Source organism: Nonomuraea sp. B19D2 (genome assembly GCF_040137845.1).
Classification (GTDB): Bacteria; Actinomycetota; Actinomycetes; order Streptosporangiales; family Streptosporangiaceae; genus Nonomuraea.
This window is the reverse complement of record NZ_JBEFAK010000049.1, coordinates 71,302-77,664: the sequence shown is the minus strand read 5'-3', so window position 1 is coordinate 77,664 and position 6,363 is coordinate 71,302. Positions and strand designations below refer to the sequence as shown.

The window sequence follows — 6,363 nt, the reverse complement described above, 5'->3', positions numbered from 1 at the left end:
GCGGCCCGGTACCGCGCTGGAGGTCATGGCTGGTCATGGTCACTGCGGTGGATACCCGTTCTCGCCCTACTCGTGTCAGTTAAGGAATTTTAGTCCCATCTGTCTCACTTGAGCTTGGCACAGAGGGGTCTGGCGAGCTTGGGGGCCAATGTCGCAGTTGCCGACCCTTCGCTCATCGCCCGTCTCGTTGCAGCCTGGCCCTCCTTCGCGCTGATCGGCGCGTATGAGATGTTGATGGGCCAGGTCAGGCAGAGTCGTGAGGCACAGAAAACCGCTGATGATGATCTTCTAAGTGCCATACACCATTCCTCGGTTGAAGGCGAGACAGATGACGAGAGACCTATGTCTCCGCGAGACCGCATCCGAGACCTGCATCGATCGGCGTGGCAATGGGCTCAAGCCAACCGCCAGCAGAACGGAAACTTGCCGTCCGGGAAAGCCATAGCGCAGGCATTCGATCGGTCGCCGCGCTGGGGCCGACTTATTAAGAAGGCCGGCCTCGCCGGAGATCTCTGCTGACCTGGCAATTTCGACTATGTGCAGCGCCTGGCCATGCCTTGCGGATGAGCCCGATGCGGCAGCCGGGCCACCTGTCGCCGCCACGCAGGCGTGGTGGGCATGGGCAGCCACAGTCAGCACTGCGGGCACGGCGGACGCCCAGCCGCCGCGATCGCTTCATCCGCCACGAGCCGACGCGACAGCCCACTGCCACGTCATCGCCTGCTGCAGCGTCGATCGAGTCCGCGGCAGACGCCGCCGCGGCGATCACGCTGGGCTCCTGCTCGATCATCAACATCAAGCCTTAGCGCGTAGCCGGCTACTTGGAGGCCCACCGCGTCCATGACCTGTGCCGCGCCCATGGCGTGGTCGTGTGGTGCGGCGGCATGCTCGAGACGGGGCTGGGACGTGCCGCCAATGTGGCCTTGGCCGCGCTGCCGGGCTTCACCCTGCCCGGTGACACGTCGGCCTCGCGACGCTACTTTGCCACCGACATCACCGAGCCTTCGAACTGACCGACGGCCACGTCGCGGTGCCAACCGAGCCCGGCCTCGGGGTGGAGCCGATCAAAGGAGATATTGGACGAGGTGACCGTGTCGTCGGAGTGGATCATCCGCTGACCGTCACACACCTGGATGGCCAGCCACTGCGTCCCGTCCTCCGCCGCGCAGCCATCTACTTTTCAGGTCTGGCATCATTCGCATCGAACGCTCGCTGCCCGACAACACCTGGAGCTACCGCAAAGGGCACTGCTTGGCAGTCTTCCCGCGCCTGGTCAAGGCGGGGCAAGCTCACCGACACCGTCTCTCGGTGCTGCTTCGGCAGTACCGGCGCGGACGCGTCCTGACCGGCCGCATCCTGGACGCCACCGCCAAGCCCACATCCCGGGAGGCCCGTCGCGATCTCGTCGCGAACATGGCCGCCTTCGTCCGCATGTACGAGCCACAAGAGGCTCGCGAGGACACCGTGGTCTTCCCCGCGATGCGGGACGTCATCGTGCTCAAGGAGTTCGCCGAGATGGGTGAGATCTTCGAGGACGAGGAGCTGCGACAGTTCCACCGGAGAACCGCCCGCGTACGGGACGGTTCAGCGGGGTGGGATCAGAGTCCGGTGGAGGTCCTCCCGGAGTCGTTCCTTCAACATGATCGGGTCGTCAGTGTGTTGGTGTGCGATGCGGATCGTGGGGGTGCCACAGCGCATCCAATGCCGATCGCGATCTTCGTCGTCGGCTTTGCGAGTGACACCGTAGTGATGTGGGCCGTCGACTTCGATGATGACCGCACGGCTGTTGCCGATGACCACGAAGTCGGGGCTACGTACGCTCGTATCCCGAAGCTTGGCGGAGGGGAGCGGCAGGATGGCGATGGACTGCCTTGGCTGGCTGTCACGCTGGATTTCAGTCAGGGCCTGGTAGACGACGAGCTCGGCCCTGCTGCCGAAGACCAGCCCGTCCATGGTTGGGTAACTCGTTGATTCCTCTCTCGCGTCGTGCCTGATTGCTGGGAGCTGGCGTGGCGGCCAGTTGCCGCCAGTTCTGCGCAACGGGTGGGAGCGGGAGACGAGCCGCCTCGATTGCCAGCGACATGACGTCTTCACGTTCTAGCTGCTTGAGTACTGCGCCCAGGTGCTGCCATATCGGATCAATCACTGCGGGGGTGAATTCGGTGGCAAGTGAGGGAGCTACGGTAAGAACCGCCTCGTATGTATCGGATGTCCAGTTGTCGCCAGGGGTCGGATGGTAGATACCGCCATCTCGGCGAAGGGTGAGGGTCGCTTCCCGCAAGAGATCGCGAGCAAGCCCGTGGCCATCTTCACCGAGAAGGTAGTGGGTCTGACCGAGTACGAGGTCGAGCTTGCTGGCGTCGTCGTCCCGAAGTGGCAGGGGAATGACTGGGCCCGCGGCCTTGCCAGTTGCGATCGGTTCATAGATAGGTCGGCCGGACAAGAATTCGCGAGCCCGCAGAGCCCATCCATCCGGCGCCAGGAGTCGATTGAACTCATCGACCTGGCGCGCGGCTCGGTCGACATCGGACTGCACCTCGGGATGGACTAGACGGGCCAGAAACGCCAGGAGAACCTCATCTGGGCCATCGAGAAGCTGCAGCCGGGGATCCTCGAAGATCCAATCATCCTCCCAGTCGAAGTTGTTGAGCCGGTGCTGGATGATGTCACCTCGAGCTGAGGTGTACCGGGGATCGTCGGAGGGCAACGTGTCCAGGTCGTAGAGGCCATCCAGGAAGGCGATCTCGTCCAGGCGTCCGTACCACGGCTCAGTCGCGCCACGAAGGTGGTCGAAGAGGTCGCGTCGCGTAACGGCTGTGATCCTCGGCTCGTCGCTGTTCTCGGACGGCATTGCGGGAGTGATCATCCTGAACCGCCTCTCCTTTCATCGATCATGGCAATGGGTCGGCAGAGGCCGCGGACGGGAGCTGGATCGTCGGCTTAAGCAGCCGAGACTCTATGGGCTGCGGGTTCGCCCAGTTCAGGGAGACCCCACGGCGTGGGGACGACCGGCATCGAATCACTAGGCCATCTGGCTGGCATGAAAGCGTGGAAGTGCTCTTCGCCCTCCGGTTGAAGCTTGACGACGCAGCCCTCGGCCGACCCGGCGTCGAGCGCCTGCGTTACTTGGTCGGCATTCACGGCGATCACACGTGTGTGGAACAGGATCACATCGCCGATCACCAATTCGTGACCAGCAATCTCCATGGTGCACTCGGATAGATCCAACCGGATGCTCTGAGGGTTCCCCGAGAGGATGAGGCGAAGCTCATCGCTCTCCGAACCCGTGAGGGTGGCCGTCAAGGACCGTGCCATCGGGTGAACGGCGCACTTGCCTTCGACCAGCAGCCTCACCATGCGTAGAACGGCCCGCTCGATGCCGGACAATTGGGCAGGCACCGGAAAAAAGTTGTCGCAGTGACGTTGGACGATATCCAGATCCTCAGCCAGTTGCTCGCACCGGCGAACCCCGTTCAGATGGGCGCGAACTTCCGGAGAATGATCCTTTGCGGTGAAACCGGCCACCCCCAGGCGCTGACCGTTGAGGTAGATCTCTCCCGTGCACGTCTCGTGTAGCTGCTTGATGAGCCGCATCGCGCGGAGCAGGTCCGCCGGGTTGGCCTCGTCCACCTTGTATGCGTACGAGAGGGTGGTCGGCCGCTCCTGGTCATAGGGGAACATGAAGATCAACTCGGCCACGTTGTAGAAGGTGGCCTTGAGGCAGCCCCCCTCATAGCCGGCGTTGCCGTGTTGAACCTTCGCGTGGTGAGAGGCCAACCGGCGGCCGGTGTCGTCGAGGATTCTGAGCTCAAGACGGAGGTCTTGGCCGCTTGCCAGGGAACTCGGGAGCAGCTCTACGTGAACGTGTTCCACCGTCTCACTCAACCATTTGGGCCCCGTGATGGTCAGCCGCTCAACGATCTCCGCTGGCAGCACGACCTTCTCATCGGTCCCATAGCCGAAGGTTCGTCGTATCTGTTGGCTGAGCTCCGAGTCCTCGCTCAGGGAGTGTTCCACAGTGAGGTGGATGGGGCTCCTCTCGTGTGCGCGCGGATGCTTGGCACGAAGGGTGCGAAAGACTTGGTCACCCTGCCGAGAGAAGCGGAACGTCCAATCCTCATCGCACTGGTCCACGACCTTGCCGAGATCAAGGATACGGTTGTCCAAGTCGCTGGGGCCGCCAAGGAGGAAGGCCCTCTCCTGGTTCAGGATCTTGACATTCTCAATGAGCTGATCGCGCTGGTAGTAGGCCTCCAGGTCAGGAAGGTCGATCATCTTTGCATCGAGCTCCACGCGGCCCATCACGGAGACTCGAACGTCATGGCCGATCTTCAGCTCGTCGATGAACTCCTTCTCATTGGGCGTGAGATTGCACGGAACGACCAGCGTCCACTCGTAGGGGCTGTGCTCCATCGCGCGCGCGAAGGAGTCTTTGATCTGGCGTCGCCTGGTGCGGTTCTCCTTGGGGAAGCCTTCGGGGAAGAACTTGAGCTGGAAGATCCGGACGCGGGACCCCTGAGTGACCACGATGTCGCGGCCCCCATCGCCGCCCCGTCCATCCACGACATCAACCGTGGCAGTGTCGGAATACATGCGGTGGACAATGGATTCCACTATCCGGTCGAATCGCTTCTGCTCCAGAAACTTCCACTCGATCGCCATAACCGCCTTCCCACAGGTAGTTCGGAACAGTTCCGAACACGGGACAGATCTGCAACCCGAAGGGTTCCAGGTGCTCGCCCCTCTACAGCAGCCGACACCTCAGGCCGCGTCGCCGTTCGCGTGCCCGTTGATCTCAACAGGACTGCGAGTCGGATACCGCCACCAGACGGGCCATGTTACGCCCGGCCCCCGACAGTTAAGGGCACCTCAGAACGAGATGGGGTAGCGATGATGTGGCACCGATGCCGGGAGCTTCGTAAGTCGCCAGCTCTCACGTGAAGTCCACCACCAGTATGACCAGTGGCGCCTCAACCAACAGGTCGGTGAGCTCGGGCGCGGCAGTGACGCAACACCAGACGATGACGCGGCGCAGCAACAAGTCCGCGACCCTGCACAAACGGCCTGCACTCGATGGATGAGGCCAGTCGACCTGGCCCGCAGGTGACCGCTACGAGCATCGGGGCCGACTTAGACGGTTGGCCACCCTGCCGCCACCCATGGAACGAGCCGGGCTAATGGGTGTTCTAAAGAGAAACGTCCAAGGTCGGAATGGGGACGAGCCCAGCAACGGCCAGAACCGCCCACAGGCTCACAGCGAGGGTAAGAGCCGCGATCACCGCGGAGCGGTTCTCTCGAAGTCTCGCTAGGGACGCTGGATCAAGCGTGCGGGTGTTGCCGACGACCTCGGCAAGACATTTGGCGATGGTCCGGCGAAAACGAGTACATGCCTGGACCGCCCAATCAGGGATGCTCACCTGGGATGAGCCCAAGGAGATGGTTACCCTCGAGCTCATCGGGGTCTTCACGTGCTCAGCCCTTGGCCGCTAAAGGAACAATCAGCCGTGAACAGCGCCACGTGTGCATAACTTGGCCGGGTCGCTGTTAATGGCTACGCTTGGTGGAGCTGGACTCGTGACTATTCGACCGGTCGTTGCGCGGGGAGTTCGCTGATGGCGATCTCGCCTCTGGACGCGTACGTGGCGATTTCTGGCGCAAGGTTGCTGTCAACGATCACGGTGACTGTGGCGTTATCCGAATTTCCCTTCCCGTCGACGCTGTCAACACGCGCGCTTGGCGCGAGCACTCTGCTCTCCGCCGAGGTGCTCCCTTCGGGAACGTGTATGACCTGCACCCGATAGTCGGCTTTCAGGCCGTAAGGGATCTGCCCAGGCTTGAGCAGCAGACCGACTCTTGCTTTGCCGGGGATATGCTCAGTTGCCGCAGGCGTAGTCATTGCCTTAGTGAGCAATGTGTCGGGCAGTATGGTGACGCTCGTGACAGTTCCGGCGAGTTGTCCGCGTTGTGCCCATGGCACATACCCGTCAGCCGGGGCAATCTTCTGCCTCCGCATCGCGGCGACCGGGATCGGCTGTCCCACGTCAAGGTGCTGACTGATGGCGACGACTTCGGCGCGGTCGCCGGCTCGCATGGTAATCGCGATGGTTGCGATAGTCGCGGCCAGAACGAGCGCCAGGCCAAGCGCCGTCAGGAGTGGTTGGCGTCGGACCGTGCCAGGCAGGGAGCGTTTGTCTGCTGGAGTCAGCGGTTCGGTGGCTGTTGTGGGGTCCTGCTCGCACTCAGGAGTTGCCGCGGACTTTCGTTTCCTCAACATGACCCGAAACATTGCCCTAAGGCCTGCAACGGTGCGCTGCGGCCCAAGAATGGGGGCCCCAGGAAGTTTTCAGCCTCCAATCGGGATAG

The 6,363-nt window shown here is 62.5% G+C and carries 5 protein-coding genes; 2 read left to right on the top strand and 3 right to left on the bottom strand.

Features of this window, described 5'->3' with window-relative positions; translation table 11 throughout:
* Positions 1 to 863 precede the first annotated feature (863 nt).
* Complete coding sequence (locus ABN273_RS59965; protein ID WP_502911267.1) at positions 864 to 1,013, top strand: hypothetical protein; 150 nt, start codon at positions 864 to 866, stop codon at positions 1,011 to 1,013.
* A gap of 295 nt (positions 1,014 to 1,308) precedes the next feature.
* Positions 1,309 to 1,971 (top strand): hypothetical protein, encoded by a 663-nt coding sequence (locus ABN273_RS49100; RefSeq protein ID WP_349456535.1) that lies wholly within the window; start codon positions 1,309 to 1,311, stop codon positions 1,969 to 1,971.
* On the opposite strand, the gene ABN273_RS49095 is transcribed toward ABN273_RS49100, so the two are convergent.
* The 3 genes from ABN273_RS49095 to ABN273_RS49085 all read right to left on the bottom strand — a co-directional run bounded on the left by ABN273_RS49095 (position 1,895) and on the right by ABN273_RS49085 (position 6,274).
* On the bottom strand, positions 1,895 to 2,866 hold the full coding sequence (locus tag ABN273_RS49095) for an AbiJ-related protein (protein ID WP_349456533.1): 972 nt from the start codon (positions 2,864 to 2,866) through the stop codon (positions 1,895 to 1,897). The two genes, ABN273_RS49100 and ABN273_RS49095, sit on opposite strands and share 77 nt — an antisense overlap.
* Before the next feature lie 74 nt (positions 2,867 to 2,940).
* Positions 2,941 to 4,662, bottom strand: a complete 1,722-nt coding sequence (locus ABN273_RS49090) for a hypothetical protein (RefSeq protein WP_349456532.1) — start codon at positions 4,660 to 4,662, stop codon at positions 2,941 to 2,943.
* Between the two features lie 916 nt (positions 4,663 to 5,578).
* Positions 5,579 to 6,274, bottom strand: coding sequence for a hypothetical protein (locus ABN273_RS49085; protein WP_349456531.1), 696 nt, complete (start codon positions 6,272 to 6,274; stop codon positions 5,579 to 5,581).
* Positions 6,275 to 6,363: the final 89 nt, after the last annotated feature.